The sequence below is a fragment of the Sphingomonas sp. PR090111-T3T-6A genome (assembly GCF_000383095.1).
Classification (GTDB): domain Bacteria; phylum Pseudomonadota; class Alphaproteobacteria; order Sphingomonadales; family Sphingomonadaceae; genus Solisphingomonas.
Map to the genome: position 1 here is coordinate 1 of NZ_AORL01000014.1, position 19,404 is coordinate 19,404.

General features: G+C 67.5%; 26 protein-coding genes. 13 read left to right on the forward strand and 13 right to left on the reverse strand.

Annotated elements, in window-relative coordinates:
- Positions 1–121: GcrA family cell cycle regulator (locus ST3T6A_RS19560; RefSeq protein ID WP_037537996.1), on the reverse strand; the 121-nt coding region annotated here is incomplete at its 3' end.
- Positions 122–183: 62 nt separating this feature from the next.
- On the opposite strand from ST3T6A_RS19560, the gene ST3T6A_RS0106955 reads away from it, so the two are divergent.
- From ST3T6A_RS0106955 to queE, 6 genes are all read left to right on the forward strand, one after another.
- Positions 184–1,032 carry an ABC transporter permease gene (locus ST3T6A_RS0106955; protein ID WP_051103407.1) on the forward strand — a complete coding sequence of 283 codons (849 nt, stop codon included), beginning with the start codon at positions 184–186 and terminating at the stop codon, positions 1,030–1,032.
- A gap of 159 nt (positions 1,033–1,191) precedes the next feature.
- A complete protein-coding gene (locus ST3T6A_RS0106960; protein ID WP_019832190.1) occupies positions 1,192–2,382 on the forward strand; it encodes an aspartate aminotransferase family protein in 1,191 nt (396 codons plus the stop codon).
- Between the two features lie 85 nt (positions 2,383–2,467).
- Positions 2,468–3,397, forward strand: coding sequence for an ornithine carbamoyltransferase (gene argF, locus ST3T6A_RS0106965; protein ID WP_019832191.1), 930 nt, complete (start codon positions 2,468–2,470; stop codon positions 3,395–3,397).
- Positions 3,398–3,537: 140 nt separating this feature from the next.
- Complete coding sequence (locus ST3T6A_RS0106970) at positions 3,538–4,434, forward strand: Hsp33 family molecular chaperone HslO (protein WP_019832192.1); 897 nt, start codon at positions 3,538–3,540, stop codon at positions 4,432–4,434.
- A 220-nt stretch (positions 4,435–4,654) separates the two neighbouring features.
- Positions 4,655–5,371: a 7-cyano-7-deazaguanine synthase QueC gene (queC, locus tag ST3T6A_RS0106975; protein WP_019832193.1), complete on the forward strand. Its 717-nt coding sequence runs from the start codon at positions 4,655–4,657 to the stop codon at positions 5,369–5,371.
- The gene (gene queE, locus ST3T6A_RS0106980; protein WP_019832194.1) at positions 5,368–6,003 is read left to right on the forward strand and encodes a 7-carboxy-7-deazaguanine synthase; all 636 of its coding nucleotides are present in this window, start codon (positions 5,368–5,370) and stop codon (positions 6,001–6,003) included. Before queC ends, queE begins: the two co-directional genes overlap by 4 nt.
- A 43-nt stretch (positions 6,004–6,046) precedes the next feature.
- Here queE and ST3T6A_RS0106985 read toward each other — a convergent pair whose 3' ends face one another.
- The 3 genes from ST3T6A_RS0106985 to lipB form a co-directional block, all read right to left on the reverse strand.
- On the reverse strand, positions 6,047–6,715 hold the full coding sequence (locus ST3T6A_RS0106985; RefSeq protein ID WP_019832195.1) for a hypothetical protein: 669 nt from the start codon (positions 6,713–6,715) through the stop codon (positions 6,047–6,049).
- A gap of 202 nt (positions 6,716–6,917) precedes the next feature.
- Entirely contained in the window at positions 6,918–7,184 is a 267-nt protein-coding gene (locus tag ST3T6A_RS0106990; protein ID WP_019832196.1) for a hypothetical protein, read from the reverse strand.
- 86 nt (positions 7,185–7,270) lie between these two features.
- Positions 7,271–7,930, reverse strand: a complete 660-nt coding sequence (gene lipB / locus ST3T6A_RS0106995) for a lipoyl(octanoyl) transferase LipB (RefSeq protein WP_051103409.1) — start codon at positions 7,928–7,930, stop codon at positions 7,271–7,273.
- A gap of 105 nt (positions 7,931–8,035) precedes the next feature.
- Between lipB and ST3T6A_RS0107000 the strand changes: the two genes are divergently transcribed.
- Complete coding sequence (locus ST3T6A_RS0107000) at positions 8,036–8,851, forward strand: hypothetical protein (protein WP_019832198.1); 816 nt, start codon at positions 8,036–8,038, stop codon at positions 8,849–8,851.
- On the opposite strand, the gene ST3T6A_RS0107005 is transcribed toward ST3T6A_RS0107000, so the two are convergent.
- The 3 genes from ST3T6A_RS0107005 to ST3T6A_RS0107015 are packed head-to-tail and all read right to left on the reverse strand — an operon-like array spanning position 8,800 to position 10,708.
- Positions 8,800–9,414 (reverse strand): GNAT family N-acetyltransferase, encoded by a 615-nt coding sequence (locus ST3T6A_RS0107005; protein WP_019832199.1) that lies wholly within the window; start codon positions 9,412–9,414, stop codon positions 8,800–8,802. The two genes, ST3T6A_RS0107000 and ST3T6A_RS0107005, sit on opposite strands and share 52 nt — an antisense overlap.
- Entirely contained in the window at positions 9,411–10,262 is an 852-nt protein-coding gene (gene hemF / locus ST3T6A_RS0107010; protein ID WP_019832200.1) for an oxygen-dependent coproporphyrinogen oxidase, read from the reverse strand. The genes ST3T6A_RS0107005 and hemF overlap by 4 nt, the downstream gene beginning before the upstream one ends.
- The gene (locus tag ST3T6A_RS0107015) at positions 10,259–10,708 is read right to left on the reverse strand and encodes a tRNA (cytidine(34)-2'-O)-methyltransferase (RefSeq protein WP_019832201.1); all 450 of its coding nucleotides are present in this window, start codon (positions 10,706–10,708) and stop codon (positions 10,259–10,261) included. Before ST3T6A_RS0107015 ends, hemF begins: the two co-directional genes overlap by 4 nt.
- A gap of 201 nt (positions 10,709–10,909) precedes the next feature.
- Here ST3T6A_RS0107015 and petA point away from each other — a divergent pair, with 201 nt between their 5' ends.
- The 5 genes from petA (at position 10,910) to ST3T6A_RS0107040 (ending at position 14,725) form a co-directional block, all read left to right on the forward strand.
- Positions 10,910–11,500 (forward strand): ubiquinol-cytochrome c reductase iron-sulfur subunit, encoded by a 591-nt coding sequence (gene petA / locus ST3T6A_RS0107020; protein WP_019832202.1) that lies wholly within the window; start codon positions 10,910–10,912, stop codon positions 11,498–11,500.
- A 26-nt stretch (positions 11,501–11,526) separates the two neighbouring features.
- Entirely contained in the window at positions 11,527–12,813 is a 1,287-nt protein-coding gene (locus ST3T6A_RS0107025) for a cytochrome b (RefSeq protein ID WP_019832203.1), read from the forward strand.
- 21 nt (positions 12,814–12,834) lie between these two features.
- Positions 12,835–13,674, forward strand: coding sequence for a cytochrome c1 (locus tag ST3T6A_RS0107030; RefSeq protein ID WP_019832204.1), 840 nt, complete (start codon positions 12,835–12,837; stop codon positions 13,672–13,674).
- A gap of 110 nt (positions 13,675–13,784) precedes the next feature.
- The gene (locus ST3T6A_RS0107035) at positions 13,785–14,327 is read left to right on the forward strand and encodes an adenine phosphoribosyltransferase (protein ID WP_019832205.1); all 543 of its coding nucleotides are present in this window, start codon (positions 13,785–13,787) and stop codon (positions 14,325–14,327) included.
- Positions 14,327–14,725 carry an NUDIX domain-containing protein gene (locus ST3T6A_RS0107040; RefSeq protein WP_019832206.1) on the forward strand — a complete coding sequence of 133 codons (399 nt, stop codon included), beginning with the start codon at positions 14,327–14,329 and terminating at the stop codon, positions 14,723–14,725. The genes ST3T6A_RS0107035 and ST3T6A_RS0107040 overlap by 1 nt, the downstream gene beginning before the upstream one ends.
- A 13-nt stretch (positions 14,726–14,738) precedes the next feature.
- On the opposite strand, the gene ST3T6A_RS0107045 is transcribed toward ST3T6A_RS0107040, so the two are convergent.
- Entirely contained in the window at positions 14,739–15,194 is a 456-nt protein-coding gene (locus ST3T6A_RS0107045; RefSeq protein ID WP_019832207.1) for a YiiD C-terminal domain-containing protein, read from the reverse strand.
- A 4-nt stretch (positions 15,195–15,198) separates the two neighbouring features.
- Entirely contained in the window at positions 15,199–15,642 is a 444-nt protein-coding gene (locus ST3T6A_RS0107050; RefSeq protein WP_019832208.1) for a MaoC family dehydratase, read from the reverse strand.
- Between the two features lie 109 nt (positions 15,643–15,751).
- On the opposite strand from ST3T6A_RS0107050, the gene ST3T6A_RS0107055 reads away from it, so the two are divergent.
- Positions 15,752–15,994: a hypothetical protein gene (locus ST3T6A_RS0107055; RefSeq protein ID WP_019832209.1), complete on the forward strand. Its 243-nt coding sequence runs from the start codon at positions 15,752–15,754 to the stop codon at positions 15,992–15,994.
- A gap of 39 nt (positions 15,995–16,033) precedes the next feature.
- Here ST3T6A_RS0107055 and ychF read toward each other — a convergent pair whose 3' ends face one another.
- From ychF to ST3T6A_RS0107075, 4 genes are all read right to left on the reverse strand, one after another.
- Positions 16,034–17,134 carry a redox-regulated ATPase YchF gene (gene ychF, locus ST3T6A_RS0107060; protein WP_019832210.1) on the reverse strand — a complete coding sequence of 367 codons (1,101 nt, stop codon included), beginning with the start codon at positions 17,132–17,134 and terminating at the stop codon, positions 16,034–16,036.
- Between the two features lie 205 nt (positions 17,135–17,339).
- A complete protein-coding gene (gene purQ, locus ST3T6A_RS0107065) occupies positions 17,340–18,005 on the reverse strand; it encodes a phosphoribosylformylglycinamidine synthase subunit PurQ (RefSeq protein ID WP_019832211.1) in 666 nt (221 codons plus the stop codon).
- Between the two features lie 12 nt (positions 18,006–18,017).
- Positions 18,018–18,248 (reverse strand): phosphoribosylformylglycinamidine synthase subunit PurS, encoded by a 231-nt coding sequence (gene purS / locus ST3T6A_RS0107070; RefSeq protein ID WP_019832212.1) that lies wholly within the window; start codon positions 18,246–18,248, stop codon positions 18,018–18,020.
- The gene (locus tag ST3T6A_RS0107075; RefSeq protein WP_019832213.1) at positions 18,245–19,399 is read right to left on the reverse strand and encodes an acyltransferase family protein; all 1,155 of its coding nucleotides are present in this window, start codon (positions 19,397–19,399) and stop codon (positions 18,245–18,247) included. Before ST3T6A_RS0107075 ends, purS begins: the two co-directional genes overlap by 4 nt.
- Between the last annotated feature and the right edge of the window lie 5 nt (positions 19,400–19,404).

Below are 19,404 nucleotides of genomic sequence, written 5' to 3' on the forward strand. Positions count from 1 at the left end.
GCGCCTTGCCGATCACCGCGTTGCGGCTGACGCCGCCCAGCTCGTCGGCGATCTGGCTGGCGGTGAGGCCCTGACCCCACAGGCTCTTGAGCTTGTCGATCCGCTCGTCAGTCCACGCCATGGTTCGTATCTGCTCCGTCGTATCCCTTGCGAGGCTCAACCCGAGGCCTTAGTTCGAGCGCCATGCTCGATCAGACATCAGGCGCGTCGCCCGCGAATAAAATCTCCCCCCCGGGCGAGCCCGTGATCCGACAGGTCAACTGGGGAGGATTGCGCACCCTCTATGTGAAGGAGGTGCGCCGCTTCTTCAAGGTCCAGCTTCAAACCGTGTGGGCGCCGGCGGTCACGACGCTGCTGTATCTGGTCATCTTCACGGTGGCTCTGGGCGCGCGCGCGGCGGTGCATGTCGGCGGCACGACCGTCGCCTTCGCCGATTTCATCGCGCCGGGCCTGATCGTGATGGGCATGATGACCAATGCCTTCGCCAACTCCAGCTTCTCGCTGCTGGTCGGCAAGATGCAGGGCACGATCGTCGACTATCTGATGCCGCCGCTCTCCACCTCCGAGCTGCTGGCCGGGCTGGTCGGTGCGGCGGTGACGCGGGCTTTCCTCGTCGGCGGGGCGCTGTGGATCGCGATGTCGCTGTGGCCGGGCGTGCATGTAGGCATGGCGAACCCGCTTGTCGTGCTGTGGTTCGGTCTGATGGGCGCGCTGCTGCTCAGCTTCCTCGGCGTGCTGACCTCGATCTGGGCGGACAAGTTCGACCATGCCGCGGCCGTCACCAACTTCGTGGTGCAGCCGCTGGCGCTGCTCTCCGGCACTTTCTACTCGGTCGAGAAGCTGGCGCCGTCCTTCCGCACGGTGAGCCACTTCAATCCGATCTTCTATGTGATCTCGGGCTTCCGCTCGGGCTTCCTCGGCGTGGCCGATTCGCCGGTGGCGTTCGGCGCGGGGCTGTTGCTCGCGATCAACATCGTGATGGGCGTCGCCTGCTACACGCTCCTGCGCAAGGGCTGGAAGATCAAGAACTGAGCGGCTGGCCGGCCGACGCGGGCTCAGCGCCGCGTTGACGGGAGGCGCCTTCGGGCGCTAGTGGCTCGCATCCCGACAGGGCGGCCGGAAGCGGCCGCCTTTTTGCGTTCCCGGAGCTGTTTTTCCGTCATCCGTTTGTCATTGGAAGGAGCCCAGATCATGGCCATCACACCCCTCATGCCGGTCTACCCGCGCTGTGGTGTGCGACCGGTCCGAGGCGAAGGCTGCTACCTGATCGGCGAGGATGGCCAGCGCTATCTCGACTTCGCATCCGGCATCGCGGTCAACCTGCTCGGCCATGGCCATCCGGTGCTGACCAAGGCGATCCAGGATCAGGCGGCGACGCTGATGCACGTCTCCAACCTCTACGGTAGCCCACAGGGCGAGGCCTTCGCGCAGCGTCTCGTCGACAACACGTTCGCGGATACGGTGTTCTTCACCAACTCGGGCGCGGAAGCCGTGGAGTGCGCGATCAAGACTGCGCGCCGCTATCATTTCGTCACCGGCAATCCGCAGCGCCACACGCTGATCTGCTTCAAGAACGCCTTTCACGGGCGGACGCTGGGCACCATCTCGGCGACCGATCAGGACAAGATGCGCGGCGGGTTCGAGCCGCTGCTGCCGGGCTTCGCCTATGCGCCGTTCGACGATCTCGCGGCCGCCGAGGCGCTGATCGACGAGACCACCGCCGGCTTCCTCGTCGAGCCGGTGCAGGGCGAGGGCGGCCTCCGCCCGGCGTCTCAGGAGTTCCTCAAAGGTCTCCGCGCGCTCGCCGACAAGCATGGCCTGCTGCTGGTGCTGGACGAGGTGCAGTGCGGCTATGCGCGCTCGGGCACCTTCTTCGCGCATGAGCAATACGGGATCACCCCGGATGTCATGGCGGTGGCCAAGGGCATCGGCGGCGGTTTCCCGCTCGGCGCCTGCCTCGCGACCGAGAAGGCCGCGCAGGGCATGGTGTTCGGCACCCACGGCTCGACCTATGGCGGCAATCCGCTCGCGATGGCGGCGGGGCAGGCGGTGCTCGACGTGGTGCTGGCGCCGGGCTTCCTCGATCATGTCAACGACATGAGCCAGCGCCTGCGCGCCGCGCTGGAGCAGATGATCCCCAATCACGATCATCTCTTCGAGAGCGTGCGCGGGCTCGGCCTGATGCTGGGCGTCAAGATGAAGTCGGACAGCCGCCGCTTCGTCGGCCATGCGCGCGACCATCATGGGTTGCTGACCGTCTCGGCCGGCGACAATGTCGTGCGCGTGCTGCCGCCGCTGGTGATCGAGCAGGCGCATATCGACGAGTTCGTCACCAAGCTGTCCGAAGCCGCGCGCACCTATGTGCCGCCGGCCGACGAATAAGAGACGCCTTCGACAGAATTGACTTCCACCCCGTTCACGTCGGCCAGGCCGGTGCGGGCGGGGTTTTGCATTCAGGGGTGATTGCATGACCATCCGTCATTTCCTCGACCTTTCCGATGCCGGCCCGGCCGCGATCGCGGCGATGCTGAACGACGCGGCGGCGCGCAAGAAGGCGCGCGCCGCGCTCCCCAAGGGCACGGTGGACCCCGACGCGCCGCTCGCCGGCCGCACGCTGGCGATGATCTTCGAGAAGAACTCGACCCGCACGCGCGTCTCCTTCGATATGGCGATGCGCCAGCTCGGCGGGACCACGATCGTGATGGACGCGGGCTCGATGCAACTCGGCCGCGGCGAGACGGTGGCGGATACGGCGCGCGTCCTCAGCCGCATGGTCGACGCGATCATGATCCGCACCGACGATCACGCCAAGATCGTCGAGATGGCCCGCCATGCGACCGTGCCGGTGATCAACGGCCTCACCGACATGAGCCATCCCTGCCAGATCATGGCCGACATGCAGACCGTGATCGAGCGGCGCGGCAGCCTCGCCGGCTCCAAGTGGGCGTGGCTGGGCGACGGCAACAACGTCCTCCACTCGATCGTCGAGGCAGGTGCGCTGATGGGCTTCGAGGTCGTGGCGGCCTGTCCCGAGGGCTATGATCCCGATCCCGACGTGATCGGCTCAGCCACCAACCAGGGCGCCAAGGTCCGCATCGAGCGCGATCCCGCGAAGGCCGTCGAAGGCGCGGACATCGTCGTCACCGACACCTGGATCTCGATGGGCCAGAAGCACGCCGAGGCGAAGCTCGCCGCGATGATGCCCTATCAGGTGACGACCGGGCTGATGGCTAAGGCCAAGCCCGGCGCCACCTTCCTCCACTGCCTGCCCGCGCATCGCGGCGAGGAGGTGGTGGACGCCGTGATTGACGGCCCGCAGTCGGCGATCTGGGACGAGGCGGAGAACCGTCTCCACGCCCAGAAGTCGGTGCTGCTGTGGAGCTTCGGCCTGCTCTGATCGGGCCAAGGGTGGAAATCGCGGGGCCTCGAACCGATATCGCCCCCGATATCCTCCACCGCCGTTCGGGTCGAGCCGGCCGGAGCCTTCGGACAAGGCTTGGCGCGAATGGGGCTGTGGGGCCTGAGGACAAGAAGAAAATGGATACAGAGACCACCACGCCCGATATTCTGGGCTTCACCATCGCGTCGCGCCATGCGCGCGGCCGCGTGGTGCGGCTGGGGCCGGCGCTGGATTCGATCCTCGCCGCGCACGCCTATCCGCCCGCGCTGGCGAAGCTGCTGGCCGAGGCGCTGGTGCTCGCCGGGCTGCTCGGCTCGACGCTGAAGCATGAGGAGGGCCAGCTCACCATCCAGGCGCAGGCCGAGGGCGGTGTCGTCGACCTGCTCGTCGTCGATTATCGCGGCGGCGAGATGCGCGGCTATCTGCGTTTCGACGCCGATCGCATGGCCGAAGCGCCCGCCACCCCGTCGCTGTTCGCGCTGTTCGGCAAGGGCTATCTGGCGATCACCTTCGATCAGGCGTCTTCGGGCGAACGCTATCAGGGCATCGTGCCGCTGGAGGGCGGCTCGCTGGCGCAGGCGGCGGAGCATTATTTCGCCCAGTCCGAGCAGATCCCGAGCCTCGTCCGCGTCGCGGTGAAGGAACTGAGGGACGGCCGCTATGCGGCGGGCGGCCTGCTCGCGCAGCACCTGCCCGAGGGCGAGGAGGGGCGCGAGCGCCTCCACACCCGGCTCGACCATCCCGAATGGCAGCATGTCGAGGCGCTCGCCCATACGGTGAGCATGGACGAGCTGACCGATCCGGCGCTGCCGCTCGACGATCTGCTGTGGCGCCTGTTCCATGAGGAGCAGGACGTGCGGACCGTGCCGCTCGGCACCATCCGCCGCGGCTGCCGTTGCTCGCCCGAGCATATCCAGTCGGTGATCGCCCGCTTCCCGCCCGAGGAGCGCGCTGCGATGGCCGATGAGGACGGATTCGTCCATGTCGACTGCGAGTTCTGCGCCAAGAGCTTCCCGGTCGCGCTGCCCGCCTGACGACGGGAACGGCTGGGACCGCGGCGGGCGATCCCGGCTGGCATTAAGCCCGCATTTATGTGCATGGGGTTATGTGACGGATGCCTGTCCCGAGGATGGCGGGACGAGCATGTCTCCCTGAGAGCCCTGGCAAGGGCAAAACTGGGCCGCTCCATCAGGGGCGGCCCGCTCTTTGAGGCGCTTGCCTGCGGGATCGCCCGGAGGTAGCGCGGGATACGCAATGACCGACATGAACCGAACCGGCCGTCCCAAGGCCGTCGTGCTGCTCTCGGGCGGCCTCGACTCGATGGTCGCCGCAGGGCTGGCCCGCGAAGCCGGCTATTCGCTGCTGGCGCTCACCGTGAACTATAATCAGCGCCATCTGGTGGAGCTGGCCTCCGCCCGCCGTATCGCGGCCGAGCTGGGCGCCGAGCGGCACGTCGTGCTGCCGATCGACCTGCGCGCCTTCGGCGGCTCGTCGCTGACGGCCGATATCGACGTGCCCAAGGAGGGCGTCGGCCTCGGCGAGGAGGAAGAGGGCGCGATCCCCGTCACCTATGTGCCGGCGCGCAACACCATCTTCCTGTCGCTGGCGCTCGGCTGGGCCGAGGCGGACAACGCGCGGGACATGTTTCTCGGCATCAACGCGCTCGATTATTCGGGCTATCCCGATTGCCGCCCGGCCTTCGTCGAGGCGTTCGAGGCCCTCGCCGGCGTCGCCACCAAGGCGGGCGTCGAGGGCAATCGCTTCAAGGTCCACGCGCCGCTGCTCCACATGACCAAGGCCGATATCGTGCGCGAGGCCGCGCGGCTTGGTCTGGACGCGGGGATGAGCTGGTCCTGCTACGATCCGCAGGAAGGCCAGCATTGCGGCCTGTGCGATAGCTGCCGGCTCCGCCGCAAGGGCTTCGAGGAAGCCGGCCTCCCCGATCCGACGGTCTACGCGAGCGCTGCATGAGCTATGCGGTCAAGGAGATCTTCCTCACGCTTCAGGGCGAGGGGCTGAACGCGGGGCGGCGGGCCGTCTTCCTGCGCTTCGCCGGCTGCAACCTGTGGAGCGGCCGCGAGGAGGATCGCGCGACCGCCCAGTGCACCTTCTGCGACACCGATTTCGTGGGGCTGGATGGCGATCATGGCGGTCGCTATGCCGATGCCGGAGCACTGGCTGCCAAGGTCTCCGAACTGTGGGGCGGGCAGGGCGGGGGCAGGCCGCTCGTGGTCATCACGGGAGGCGAGCCCATGCTCCAGGTCGATGAGGCGCTGGTCGACGCGCTCCACGCCGCCGGCTTCGAGATCGCGATGGAGACCAACGGCACGCTGGCGGTGACGCCCGGCGTCGACTGGATCACGGTCAGCCCCAAGGCGGGCAACGAGGTCGTCCAGCGCTCGGGCAGCGAGCTGAAGCTCGTCTGGCCGCAGGCGGGGATCGATCCGCAGGCCATGGAAGGCTGGGACTTCGACCACTTCCTCGTCCAGCCGATGGATAATCCGGCGGCGAGCGAGAACCACGCCGCCGCGATCCAGTATGTGATCGATCATCCGCGCTGGCGGCTGTCGGTGCAGACCCACAAGGTGATCGGCATCCGCTGAAAGTAGACCCGCTCGTTTACACCGAGCGGGTCGGGCGTTCGGATCAGAGGCAGCGCTTCTTGATCTGGCCCTTCTTGTCGAAGCATTCGGGGCCGAAGGCGGGCACGTTGGCGCCGACGAACTGGACATAGGGCGGGGCTGCGTAGAGCCGGTCCGCCGCGGGCTTCAGGCTGTTGCGCAGTTCCTGGAGGCGGTTGTGGGCGACGACCTGCAAGGAGCCCTTGGGCGTCATCAGCGCGGTGGTGCCGATGCGGGACGCGGTCTGGCAGAAGCCGATCTGCGCGAACACCGACGAGAAGCTGCTGTAGGTGCGGGTGTTGAAGCTGTCGAAGGCGGCGTTGATCGCGGCCTGGCTGGTGCCCTTCTTGGCGCTGCGCTTGAAATAGCCCTGAAGCAGCTTGTAGTCGGCCGCCAGTTCCTTGCCGTGATGCGTCAGCAGCTCGTTATAGTTGGTGACCGTCATCAGCGACGGCGCGAACTGGCACTGGAGTGCCGCGAAATTGAGGCCCGCGCGCATCGTCCAGACGATCTCGGCGTTCAGCTCGGCCGGCGTGGCGCCCGGCAGCGGGATGAGCACGCCCGGCTCGGCGCCCGTCACCGGCGCGCCCTGAAAGTTGGGGGATTCCCAGTAGAGCTGCGCGGAAGCCGGAGCCGCGAACGCCGCTGCAACGCCCATCAACGCCACCGCATAGCGGCGCGAACCAACCTTCATGATACACCCTCTCCACAAGCCCCCAGGGGCACTCGCCCGGCCGCACCCTGAGGCGGCAGGTCTGCACACAGCCTTAACCGATCCGGGCACCGCATCAAGGGAGGGGCGGCACGATCCGGCGCGCGGCCGGCAACGACCCGGCCAAGAAAAAAGGGCCGCCCGGTTTCCCGGACAGCCCTTTTCCCGGACCCTGTTGGCAACCTTACATCTGGTTGGCGGGCGCCGCCTCGTTGCTGCCGGCAACGGCGGCCATCGCGCTGTTGTCCATCGCCATGTTGGCGTCGGTCGCGGTCGCGTCGGTGGCGCTCATGTCGTTGGTGGTGCCGGTGGCGCTGTCGATCGTGTTCATGTCGGTCATGTTGGTGTCGGCGGTGTTGGCGGCGTTTTCGCTGTGGCCGCAGGCGGCGACGAACAGCGAGGCGGCGATGACCATCGAACCGGCGGCGAACTTCGAAACGAGATTGCGCATGATATGGACTCCCTGGAAAGTGATGCGGGCTCGGTGACTGCTCCGATTGCCCCCGCGATCGGATCGAAACTTCCCGTCCGGCTGTTTCAGACGTCGTTCTTCGCGCCACTCAGACCGGACAGGAAGGACTCAAAGCCAATTCGCAGCGCATCGTCAAACTGTTTCATGGCGGTAACCTTCCCCAACTGGGCCAGACTGGTCACTGGGAACTCCGGCAGGCCGCACGGAACGATGCCGTTGAAGTGGCCGAGATCGGGCTCCACGTTCACCGCGAAGCCGTGCAGCGTCACCCAGCGGCGCAAGCGCACCCCGATCGCGCCGACCTTCGCCTCCTGCCCCTCATGGTCCACCCAGATGCCGACGCGGCCGGGTGCGATATGGGCGGGCGTGTCGAGCCGCGCCAGCGCGCCGATCAGCCACGCCTCGAGCGTGTGCACGAAATGGCGCACGTCGCGGCCGCGCTTGTCGAGGTCGAGCATCAGGTAGCCGACCCGCTGCCCCGGCCCGTGATAGGTATATTTCCCGCCCCGCCCAACGGGATAGACGGGGAAGCGGCCAGGCGCGATGAGGTCCGTCTCCACCGCGCTGGTGCCGGCGGTGTAGAGCGGCGGGTGCTCCAGCAGCCACACCAGCTCGCGCGCCTTGCCGTCACGGATGGCGGTGGCGCGCGCCTCCATCTCGGCCAGCGTCTCGGGATAAGGGAGCAGGCCTTCGGAGACCCGCCATTCGATATCGTCACCCAACATGGCGCGGGAGATGGCGCGGGCGGGCCTCGCGATCAAGTCGCACGTGCGCCGGGTTGCGGAGAGGCCGCTTTCCAGCACCCCCGAAATCGCTCTAGAGGGGCGGATATGAGGGACAGGACCAATCTGGCGCTGGGCGCCATCTGGGAAGAAACCGTCGCGTTCGTGCGCGCGGAGCTTTCGTTGCTGCTGCCGGTGGCGATGCTGGGATTCGGCTTGCCGACGGTGGTGATGCTGCTGGCGGTGCCGATGGAGGCCACGCAGGTGGGGATGCTGAAGCCGGGGCTGTGGATGCTCTGGTTCCTGCCGTGCGGCGCGCTGTCGATGCTGGGCTCGCTCGCGGTGTCCGCGCTGGCGCTCCGCCCGGGGGTGAGCGTGCGCGAGAGCCTCGGCGTGGCGGTGTCGCGGATGCCGTCGGCGCTGGGTTTGTTTCTGCTCTATGTCGGGCTTCAGCTCGCCATGGCCGTGCCGCTTGGCCTCATCAGCGTGATCGAGCTGAAGGTCGCCGGGCAGATCGGCCCGGTCTCGATGATCGCCAATCTCGCCTGCATCGCGGTGACGATCTGGCTGTTCGTGCGGCTGATGCCGATCTGGGCGGTGCTCTCCGACCGTCCGCAGCGGCCGTGGGAGGCGGTGCGCGCCGCCTTCCGGCTGACGCGCGGCTGCTACCCCAAGCTGCTGCTGCTGCGCGTGGTGATGGTGTTCGCCTCGTTGCTGCTGATGCTGGTGCTGCTGATCCCGATCGGGGCGATCGCGCAGTTGATCGGCACGCTGGCGGGCGGCACGTCGGTGTCGATCATCCTGTCCTTTGTGGCGACCGGCGCGATGGTCGCCGTGATCGGCGGCATCTGGACGGTGTTCGTGGCGCGGCTCTACCGCCGGCTCGACGCCTCGGTGAACGGCGTTCCGATCAGCGGGATGTGAGGCGCCGCGCTGGCCGGCGCGAGCCCGGCCAGCCGCGGATCGATGAAGGTCTCCACCGCGCGGGCGAAGGGCACGAAGCCCTGCGCGCGGTAGAAATTGAGCGCCTTGGGGTGATCAAGCGTGCAGGTGTGGACCCACATGCGCTCCACCCCCTTGCGCCAGCCGAGCGCAAGGGTCTGCGTCATCAGCCAGCGGCCTTCGCCCTGTCCGGTCAGTTCCGGCACGAGGCCGAAGAATGCGATCTCGCAGTGGCCGGCCTCGCGGAAGTCCAGCTCCAGCAGGCCCAGCTCGATGCCGCGCAGGTCGGTGACGGCATAGATCTCCACCGCCGGATCGTGGATGATCGCGGCCAGCGCCTCGTCGCTCATCACCAGCCGTGAGAACCACAGCCACGGTTCGCCGACCCGGCGGAACAGCGTGCGATAGCGATCGGGCGCGGGCTCCCGCCAGCGGTCGAGCCGGAGATGCGAAGAGGGCATCGGCCGCGCCTTCGGCCGCTCCAGCATCTGGAGCGACGTCACCACCGTCGCGAGCTGACCCTCGGGAACCTTGATGAGGCTCATTCCCAGATCGCCCGCGGGGGGAGGCTCATCAGGATCGCGTCGATATTGCCGCCGGTGCGCAGGCCGAACAGCGTGCCCCGGTCGTAGACGAGGTTGAACTCCGCATAGCGGCCGCGCCAGGCGAGCATCTGCCGCTCCTCCTCGGGCGTGAAGGGCGTGTCGAGCCGGCGGCGGACGATCTTCGGATAGATCGACAGGAAGGCCTCGCCCACCGCCTGCGTGAAGGCGAAGGCCGGTTCGAAATGCGCGCCGTCGGCGTCGAGATGATCGTAGAAGATGCCGCCCACGCCGCGCTGCACCTTGCGGTGCGGGATATGGAAATAATCCTCCGCCCATTTGGCATAGCGCGGATAGTCGCCGACCGGCTTGTGCGCGTCGCAGGCGGCCTTCATCGCCGCGTGGAAGTCGGCGGTGTCCTGTTCATAGGGGATGGGCGGGTTGAGATCCGCCCCGCCGCCGAACCAGCTTTTGGTGGTGCGCAGGAAGCGCGTGTTCATGTGGACGGCCGGCACATGCGGGTTCGCCATGTGCGCGACGAGGCTGATCCCGGTCGCGAAGAAGCGCGGATCGTCGTGCGCGCCGTGGATCGACTTGGCGAACTCCGGCGAGAAGCTGCCCGCGACGGTGGAGACGTTGACGCCCACCTTCTCGAACACGCGGCCCTTCATCAGGCCCTTCACCCCGCCGCCGCCGGGGCCGGAGACATCCTCGCGATCCCACGGGGTGTATTCGAAGGCGGCCGACGAACCGGCCTCGCGCTCGATCGCCTCGAACGCGGCGCAGATGCGGTCGCGCAGGCTCTCGAACCAGGCGCGGGCGCGGGTCTGTTGCTCGTCCAAGGGGATCATGTGGGCCAGCCTCCTGTCTGCCGAAGCGCCTCGCCCGCGGCCATGGCGCAGGCGATAGCGAGATTGAGGGAACGCGCGTCGGGCGCGATCGGAACGCGGACGCGGCACGCAGCCGCCTCATGGACATGCGCGGGCGCGCCTGACCCCTCCGACCCGAACAGGAGCACGTCGCCCGGCTCGAACCGCATGTCGGGCAGGCGGATGTCGCCGGCGGTGGTGAAGAGGACCAGCCGCCCGGTGCGCGCGGCGCGGAAGGCGCTCCATTCGGCATGGCGGGTGACGGCAGCGCGCTCTGCATAGTCCATGCCCGCCCGCGCCAGCGCGCGATCCGAAAAGGCGAAGCCGCACGGCTCGATCACATCGACAGGAAGGCCAAGGCAGGCGGCGAGGCGCAATATGGTGCCGACATTGCCGGCGATCTCGGGCTGATGAAGCGCGATCCGCATGTATTGCCGCTAGGCTTCCGGCGGTGGTTCCGCAAGCGCTACAAAAACGTGGTTGGCAAAGCCGCAATACGAACGCTATCAATCCCGTGGACGAGTTTCAGGATACATGGAACCGTTGCGTTTGCTTGGGGGATGTCCGCGGCGTTCTGGGCCATCTCTCCTCCAAGAGGTGACGTTCTAGAATGTTGAGGGGCTGAGTGCATGGCGACGCTTGAGACCACCGACGACCCCAATCAGCGGCCTCCGATCATCGGGGGTGAAGAGGAAGGGCAGGGGCCTCGCCGCCGCGACTTCCTGAATATTGCCGCTGTCAGTTTCGCGGGCGTGGGTGCGGCAGCGGTGGTGATTCCGCTGGTCAACCAGATGAACCCGTCGGCCGACGTGCTGGCTCTGGCCTCGATCGAGGTCGATATCTCGAAGATCGAGCTGGGTTCGGGCATCAAGGTGAGCTGGCGCAAGCAGCCGGTCTTCGTCCGCAACCTGACGCCCAAGGAAATCGCCGACGCGGATGCGGTGCCGCTCGCGTCGCTGCGCGACCCCGAGACGCTGGAGCAGCGCACCAAGCCCGGCCACAAGAACTGGCTCATCACGATGGCGGTGTGCACCCATCTCGGCTGCGTGCCGCTCGGCATCACGCCGCGCGAGAATCGCGGGCCTTATGGCGGCTATTTCTGCCCGTGCCACGGTTCGCAATACGATACCGCAGCCCGCATCCGGGGCGGTCCCGCGCCGAAGAACCTCGTCGTGCCGGAATATAGCTTCAAGTCGGCCACCACGGTTCAAATCGGCTAACCGCCAGATCGGTTGAGGTAGATCTTATGAGCTTCCCCTGGGCTGAGCATTACGCGCCGAAGAATCCCTTCATGCGCTGGATGGACGAGAAGCTGCCGCTTCCGCGCCTCGTCTACAACGCGGTGGGCGCCGGCTATCCGGTGCCGCGCAACCTCAATTACTTCTGGAACTTCGGCGTTCTCGCCGGCGCCGCGCTGGTGATCCAGATCCTGACCGGCGTCATTCTGGCGATGCATTATGCCGCCAACGGGCTGGTGGCGTTCGATTCGGTCGAGCACATCATGCGCGACGTCAATTCGGGCTGGCTGATCCGCTACGCCCATATGAACGGCGCGAGCTTCTTCTTCATCGTCGTCTATCTGCACATCTTCCGCGGCCTCTATTACGGCTCGTACAAGGCCCCGCGCGAGATGGTCTGGCTGCTGGGCGTCGTGATCTTCCTGCTGATGATGGCGACGGCCTTCATGGGCTATGTGCTCCCCTGGGGGCAGATGAGCTATTGGGGTGCGCAGGTCATCACCGGCTTCTTCTCGGCCATTCCCGTGGTCGGCGAGCCGGTGCGGCAATGGCTGCTGGGCGGCTTCGCGCCGGACAACGCCGCGCTCAACCGCTTCTTCTCGCTCCACTATCTGCTGCCGTTCGTGATCGCGGCGGTGATCGTGCTGCACATCTGGTCGCTGCACATTCCAGGCTCGAACAACCCGACCGGCGTCGAGGTGAAGGGGCCGCAGGATACCGTGCCCTTCCACCCCTATTACACCGCCAAGGACGGCTTCGGCCTCGGCGTGTTCATGATCTGCTACTCGCTGCTGCTCTTCTTCGCGCCGAACGCGCTGGGGCACCCGGATAACTATATCGCGGCCAACCCGCTCTCGACGCCCGCGCACATCGTGCCGGAATGGTATTTCTGGCCCTTCTACGCGATCCTGCGTGCCTTCACCTTCGACTTCCTGTGGGTGCCGGCGAAGCTGTGGGGCGTGGTGGCGATGTTCTCGGCGATCGCGCTGCTCTTCTTCCTGCCGTGGATCGATCGTTCGCCGATCCGCTCGGCGCGGTTCCGTCCGATGTACCGCATCGCCTTCTGGGTGCTGGTGGCGGACGTGCTGCTGCTCGGCTTCATCGGCAAGAGCCCGGCGGTCGAGCCCTATGTGCGCATCGGCCAGTTCGCGGCGGCCTATTACTTCGCGCACTTCCTCATCATCATTCCGCTGATCGCCTGGCTGGAGAAGCCGCTGCCGTTGCCCAACTCGATCACCGAATCGGTGCTGGGCGAAGGGGCGGACGACGCCGCGACCGGCCACGCCGCCGCCTGATCCAAGGGAGACTGAACGCACATGCTTCGCTTCTTCGCTCCCTTCATCGCTCCGATCGTCGGTGCGCTGTTCGTGCTGGCGCTGGCCTGCGCCTTCTTCTCCCACCGCGATCCGACCGCGCTTCAGCCGGCGGACAAATATCATCGCGAACCCAATGAGGTGCACTACAGCTTCGAGGGGCCGCTCGGCCGCTATGACCGGCAGCAGCTCCAGCGCGGCTTCCAGGTCTACAAGGAGGTCTGCTCAGCCTGCCACTCGATGCGGCTGGTCGCCTTCCGCGATCTGGAGGAGATCGGCTTTTCCAAGCCCGAGGTGAAGGCCATCGCCAAGAACTGGGCGACCGAGACGCCCTCGATCAACCCCGACACCGGCGAGCCCGCGACGCGCAAGTCGATCCCGTCGGACTTCATCCCCGGCCCCTATGCCAACGAGACGGCGGCGCGGGCGGCGAACAACAACGCCCTGCCGCCGGACATGTCGCTGCTCGCCAAGGCGCGCGAGGGCGGGCCGGCGTACGTCGAGTCGCTGGTGACGGGCTATGAGGACGTGCCGGCCTCGCTCAAGAAGGAGTTCCCGGACTTCCAGGTGCCGACCGGCCTGCACTTCAACCCCTATTTCGCGAACCTCAACATCGCGATGCCGCCGCCGCTCGTCAGCGATGGTCAGGTGACCTACGCGGACGGCACCAAGGCGACGAAGCAGCAGATGGCGACCGACGTGTCCGCCTTCCTGATGTGGGCCGCCGAGCCGAAGCTGGAGAACCGCCATCGCACCGGCGTGGCCGTGATCCTCTATCTGCTGATCGCGACCGGTCTGGTCTTCGCGGCGTACCGGAACATCTGGGCCGGCAAGAAGCACTGAGCTAAAGGACGCAGGAACCGGACGGGCCGGGGCGCCGCCGGGGTGGGAAACCACCCGGCGGCCTCCCGGCCCGCCTCTTTTGTGACCTTTGTTTTCGACGGAGCCCCCGGATGACCGCCGCCCATCATGAAGACCTCGCCGCGCTGATCCGCGCCATTCCCGATTTCCCCAAGCCCGGCATCCAGTTCCGCGACATCACCACGCTGCTGCTCGATCCCAAGGGCTTCGCGGCGTCGGTGTCGCGCCTGTCGGAGGCGGCGCCGGAGGGCGTGGACCTGATCGCCGGCATCGAGGCGCGGGGCTTCATCTTCTCGTCCGCGGTGGCGCATCATCTCTCGAAGGGGCTGGTGCTGATCCGCAAGGACGGCAAGCTGCCGGGCGTGACGATCGGCGTCGACTATGCGCTCGAATATGGCACCGACCGCGTGGTGATGCATGAGGATGCGCTGGTGCCGGGGCAGAAGGTGCTGCTGGTCGACGACCTGATCGCGACAGGCGGCACCGCGCTCGCCGCCGTGCGCCTGCTGCGTCAGGCGGGCGCCGAGATGGTCGGCGCGGCGTTCGTGATCGACCTGCCGGACCTTGGCGGCGCCGACAAGCTGCGCGCCGAGGGCGTACCCGTCACCACGCTGGTGAGCTTCGAGGGCGACTGATGCAGACGGAGCCCCGCGTCGGCTGCGGCGTCGCGATCATCGTCGGGGGCCGCATCCTGCTGCTCAAGCGGGCGACCGAGCCGGAGAGCGGCTGCTGGGGCCTGCCCGGCGGCAAGGTCGATCTCTACGAGACGGCGGCCGTCGCCGCGCGGCGCGAGGTCGAGGAGGAACTGGGGATCGTCGTTGAGACAGGCGAGCTGCTCTGCTTCGTCGACCAGATCGACCGCGCGGGCGGCACGCACTGGGTCGCGGCGGTGTATCTGGCCGAGGCCTATGCAGGAACGTCGCGCATCCTCGAGCCGGAGAAACATGCCGGGCTCGACTGGTTCGCGCTGGATGCGCTGCCCGCGCCGCTCACCACCTCGACCGTCGCGGCGATGGCGGCGTGGCAAGCCTGAGGCTGAGCCGCGCTCAGGCGAGCAGCGCCACGAATCGCCCCTCGAACCGGCCCGCCACCTCGCCGTCGAACAGCAGCACGGACTGCGCCTCGATCCGCGCCCGCTTCCTGCGGACGAGCATGGCGAGGAAGCCCGGCCACGCATCCGGGTCGGGCAGGGTCGCCCGCGCCTCGAACGCGCCGAGGACGGGGCGGTCATAGTCCATCCGGTTGGACTGGATCACGAGGTGGCAGGGAATCTCCGCTGCCCTGAGCCGGACGTGGAGGAGCGTCCACGCCGCCAGCGTCGCGATCGCCGAGGCGCTCCCGCCGAACAGCGTGCTCTTGTGGTTGATATTGGGTTCCAGCGGGGCGTGGAGGACCACGCTCTCGGCCGAGGCGAAGCGGACCGACACCTGCATCGCGGCCGACAGCGGAATCTGGCGGTGCAGATAATCTTCGAGCGCCCCGATCCCAGCGGCGTCCATCATGAGATCAGCCTCGCCGCCGGTAGAGCACGATCGGCTCGAAGCGCATCACCGGCTCGTCCTTCTGGTTGTAGACCGTGTTGCGGCTCCTCACCGATCCCATGTCGGGGCGCGAGCCGGAGGGGCGCGTCTCGATGATCTCCGCCTCCAGCCGCAGCACGTCGCCGGGGCGCACGGGCTTGAGCCAGCGCAGATTGTCCACGCCGATCGCGCCCAGCGTGCCGCCCTCGCTCTTGTCCCATTCGGCGACCGTCATCGCCATGGTCATCGCGCAGGTGTGCCAGCCGCTGGCCGAGAGCGCGCCGAAATGGGTGGCGGCGGCGCCCTCGTCGGAGAGGTGGAAGGGCTGCGGATCCCAGCGGCGGCCGAACTCCAGCACCTCGTCCCGCGTCACTTCATAATGGCCGAAGGAGGCCGTCTGGCCGACCGTGAAATCCTCGAAATAAGGCATGTCCGTCTCCTCTGCCTACTGCGTAGCAGATCGCAACGGATAGCCAAAAGCGGAACCGGGGCACGGGGAGGCCGGTTCTGAAGGGGCGGGGCTTCGGGAGAGGCTGATTATGGACGAGGATCGCACCACCGGTGCCGAAGGCGGTACGCACACCACGATCATCGAGCGGCGCGGCGGCGGGGGCACGATCCTGCTGGCGATCGTGCTGCTGTTCGCGGTGGCGGTCGGCGCCTTCTATCTCTTCACCATGGCGCCGCAGCAGAACGCCAAGGACAAGGCCATCGCGGGCGCCGCGGACAGCGTGTCGCGCACGGCCGACAAGGTCGGCGACGCGGTGGACCAGAACAGATAAGGGGAGGGGCGGCGGCCGGCCCCGCCGCCCCGAAACCGGTCAGACGTTGAAGCGGAACAGCATCACGTCGCCGTCGACGACGACATATTCCTTGCCTTCCGAGCGCAGCTTGCCGTTGTCGCGCGCGCCGGCCTCGCCCTTGAACGCGACATAATCCTCATAGGCGATCGTCTCGGCGCGGATGAAGCCGCGCTCGAAATCGGTGTGGATCACGCCGGCGGCCTGCGGGGCCTTGGCGCCCTTGGTGACGGTCCAGGCGCGGGTTTCCTTGGGGCCGACCGTGAAGAAGGTGATGAGGTCGAGCAGCGCATAGCCGGCGCGGATCACGCGGGCGAGGCCGGTCTCGGTGAGGCCGAGGTCGGAGAGGAACTCGGCGCGGTCTTCGAGCGCCATGGTGGCGATCTCGGCCTCGATCGCGGCGGAGACGACGACGGCCTGCGCGCCCTCGGCCTTGGCCTTCTCGAACACGCGGGCGGAGAGCGCGTTGCCCTCGGCGGCCGAGCTTTCCTCGACGTTGCAGACGTAGAGCACGGGCTTGCCGGTGAGGAGCTGCGCCTGATCGAAGAGGGCGGCCTCTTCCGGGTCCTTCGGGCGGCCGAGGCGGGCGGGCTTGCCGTCGCGCAGCAGGTCGAGCACCGGCGCGAGGACGGCGGCGTGCGCCTTGGCGTCCTTGTCGCCCTGCGCGCCCTTCTTCTGGAGATTGGGTACGCGGCGCTCGAGGCTGTCGAGGTCGGCGAGCATCAGCTCGGTCTCGACCGTCTCGGCGTCGGCGATGGGATCGACCTTGCCTTCGACGTGGGTGACGTCGCCATCCTCGAAGCAGCGCAGGACGTGGACGATTGCGTCCACCTCGCGGATGTTGGCGAGGAACTGGTTGCCGAGGCCTTCGCCCTTCGACGCGCCGCGCACGAGGCCAGCGATGTCGACGAAGCCGAGCTGCGTCTCGATGATCTTGGCGGAGCCGGCGATCTCGGCGAGCTTGTCGGCGCGCGGATCGGGCACGGCGACCTGGCCGACATTCGGCTCGATCGTGCAGAAGGGATAGTTCGCGGCCTGCGCGGCGGCCGTCTCGGTCAGCGCGTTGAAGAGGGTCGACTTGCCGACGTTGGGCAGGCCGACAATGCCGCAGCGGAAACCCATGATGCGTGTACCTTGGTCAAAGAACGGAAGTTGCCTTGCCCGTTAGCGGACAAGGCGCGCCAAGGCCAGTGTCGCACGGCAACGGCGGGCGCCCCCGCGCGTTGATGCCGCGACCTTGCGACAGGAGAGGCGCGATGAGACTTGTCTGGGCGCTGGTCGCGGCAGCCGTGCTGATTGCCGTGGCGGTCGCGACGCCCGCAGTCGCTTAAGCGAGAGCCGCGAACAGGCCTTCGAAGATGCGACGGCCGTCGGTGCCGCCATGGGCGTCGCTCGTCATGCGCTCCGGATGGGGCATGAGGCCGAGCACATTGCCGGCGTCGTTGACGATGCCGGCGATGTTGCGCGCGGCGCCGTTGACGTTGCCGGCATAGCGGAAGGCCACGCGGCCTTCGCCTTCCAGGCGGTCGAGCGTCGCCTCATCGGCGGAGAAATTGCCGTCATGGTGCGCGACCGGGATGCGGATCGACTGGCCGTCGGCATATTTGCTGGTGAACATCGTCTGGCTATTGGCGACCGTCAGGTCGACGTCGCGGCAGACGAAGTTCAGCGTCGCGTTGCGCATCAGCGCGCCGGGCAGCATCCCCGCCTCGGTCAACACCTGGAAGCCGTTGCACACACCGATCACGGCGACGCCCTTGGCTGCGGCTTCAGCGACGGCGCGCATCACCGGCGAGCGGGCGGCCATCGCGCCGGAACGCAGATAGTCACCATAGGAGAAGCCGCCGGGGATGCCGATCACGTCGATGCCGTCGGGCAGCGTGCTCTCGCCATGCCACACCATGGCGGCGTCCTTGCCGGTCACGTCGCGGAAGGCGACGGCGAGGTCACGGTCGCAGTTGGAGCCGGGGAAGACGATGACGGCGCTCTTCATCGTGGCTACTCCTCAGGCCTGCTCGATGCGGTAATTCTCGATCACCGTGTTGGCGAGCAGCTTGCGGCACATCTCGTCGATCTCGGCTTCGCTGGTGCCGTCGGCGAGGTCCAGCTCGACGATCTTGCCGACGCGGACATCGTTGACGCCGCCGAAGCCGAGGCCGGCCAGCGCATGATGGACGGCCTTGCCCTGCGGGTCCAGCACGCCGGACTTGAGGGTGACGATGACGCGGGTCTTCATGAGGCTGCTCCGGGGGGCGAGTTTGCGGGCTCTTTGACGGAAGCGGCGCTTCGGGGCAAGGGGGCGCGGCCCTTCGGCGCGGCGAGGCGGCCTCCGCTCAGCACATTGGCGAGGGCGGGAGAGACGGCTTCGAGCGTCCGTCCGATCAGGATGGTGGGGAGGAACACGAGAATCGGCTCGGCGATGAGCAGGGCTGGATAAAGAGGGCTGCCGAGCGGCCCCGTCCAAAGCCCGATCACCGGCCCGCCGCACCAGATCAGCAGCATATGGCAGCAGAAGAGCAGGAAGGCGTAGTGCTCGCCTTTGAGGATGAACGCGCCGGCACGGGTGGGCGCCAGCGCCATAGAGACACGGCACAGCGCCAGCGCGGCGGAGACCCGCATGACGAGATCGACCGTATTGGTGCGATGGAGGTGGCCGCGAAGCCACACGTCGTCCGAGCTGGTGAGCCACACCAGCATCGGCACCATCACCAGATAGGGCGTGACGCAGGTGATGAGGCGCCACCGGGCGATCCGCTCGATCAGGTCATGCCGCCGCGCCAGCATTCCGATCAGGAAGAAGCTCAGGATCTGCGGGCGGAGCAGCAGGGGGAATGCGTAAGCGGTGATCGCCCACGCCACGGTCAGCAGCAGCAGGGCTACCAGCCAGCCGTCCCGCAGCCGGGCCAGCAAGGGCGCGATCGTCATGCAGACGAACAGGTCGCGCAGGAAGGCGATCTGGACGTTGATGGGGTTGGGCTGGGTGAGGCACAGCCACCAGTCGAGCGTTTCGGCGAGGTTCTTCGGCACAGGCGCCGCGAGCCCGGCCCAGACGGCGAGCCCGACGACCACGGCCATGGTGATCGCATTCCACAGCAGCATGGGGAGCAGGATCGTCCGCGCCTTGACCGCGACGAAATCCCGATAGCTGCGTCTGGCCGAGGAGGGGCCGGCGAGCCAGCCCGAGATGATGCCGAGCAGCGGCACCGCGCTGTAGCCGACCATCTCGATCAGCGCCCAGCGCAGCACTCCCTGCGGGCTCTGGTCGAGGATCGCGAGTTCCTCGGCGGTCCGCCCGGTCCAGGCATGGACATAGATGATGCCCAGGATGCCCAGGACGCGGGCGATACCAATCGCCTGGCGGAGCGAGTCCGCCCGTTTCACCGTCATGCCGA